We start from the raw sequence: 1295 nt of genomic DNA on the forward strand, positions 1-1295 counted from the left end.
GGTGCATTCCGATCACATGGTTTACACCTTATTCCGGGCACATGGTTAACACTGTGCCCGGCGCGAACGGATCAGGACCGGGTTCCACCCGGTCCTGATCTTGATCGAAGTACCCCAGATCATACTCGAGGAAGCTGACCTGCCAGACCTGGTCAGCGACCTCGCGTATGCCGACCAGCTGTCCCGCGAACACGACACTGAAGTTGATTTTGCGACTGCCCAGGCAGATGCGCCCACAGCGCGTTACCCGGATCGTACGGTCGTGGTAGGGATACTCCGGATCAGGGGGCGGCTCATAAACCCGGGCCGACGGTGTATACACATCGCCCGGGTAAGCACCGCCAAGCGCCTGGTGTGGGCGTTCGTTGTTGTACACCTGCATGAACGTGTCGAAGCGTTCCTGCTGCTGCAGGAAGTTGAAGCCAGGCGGCTTGGTGGCTTCCTTTTTGAGGGTCAGGTGGATGCGCTCGTGCCGCCCGTTCTGCTGGGGCTGGCCGGGCTTGATGCGCTGGATATTGATACCCAGGCGCAGCCACCACACCGCCAGCCGGGACAGGCCGAACAAGGCGCACGGCGCGGCGAAGGGCGTGCCGTTGTCGGTGCGGATGGCGGTGGGCAGACCGAAGTCACGGAACGCACGCTCGAAGACCGAGAAAGCGAAGTCCGACTTGGTGGACTCGAGGCCTTCGCAGGCCAGCAGATAACGCGACCGGTAGTCGCTGATGGTCAGCGGATAGCAATACTGCCGGTTGCCGAGCTGGAACTCGCCCTTGTAATCGGCGCTCCACAGGCCGTTGGGGCGGTCAGCACCGATCAAAGCCGTGCCCCGCGCCTTGTGGCGCCGCCGCTTGCGGCGCTTCACCAGACCGTTACGGTCCAACGCGGCATGGATGGTGCTCACCGCCGGTGGCGGAATCATCGGGTACTGCCGGATCAGCTTGTCGCGAATCTTGGGGGCACCCCAGGAGGGGTGCTCTTTCTTGATCCCGAGAATCGTGCGCTCGACCTGGAACGGCAGCTTGTTGGCCTGTCGATAGGGCGCCCGACTGCGATCGTAGAGCCCGTCGAGCCCACAGGCCTTGTAGCGGTTGAATATCTTGTAGCCGGTCACACGTGAGATGCCGAACTCACGACACAACGGCGCCATCTTTTCGCCCTCGAGGAGCCGGGCAATGAACTTCAGTCTTTCATCCATCGGTTTACACTCTTTCCAGGGCATTTGGGTTCTCCCCAAATGCAGTCATGTGTAAACCATGTGCTCGGAATATTCTGTCAGCTATCTGTCGATAAGCTCA

Annotated in this window: 1 protein-coding gene; it reads right to left on the bottom strand. The window is 60.8% G+C overall.

Going from position 1 to position 1295, the window contains the following annotated elements; all coding sequences use genetic code 11:
* Positions 1-28: 28 nt before the first annotated feature.
* A complete protein-coding gene (locus tag V3330_RS19585; RefSeq protein ID WP_354697157.1) occupies positions 29-1195 on the bottom strand; it encodes an integrase core domain-containing protein in 1167 nt (388 codons plus the stop codon).
* Positions 1196-1295 lie beyond the last annotated feature (100 nt).

This window comes from Elongatibacter sediminis, assembly GCF_037892215.1.
GTDB classification, from domain to species: Bacteria; Pseudomonadota; Gammaproteobacteria; order Xanthomonadales; family SZUA-36; genus Elongatibacter; species Elongatibacter sediminis.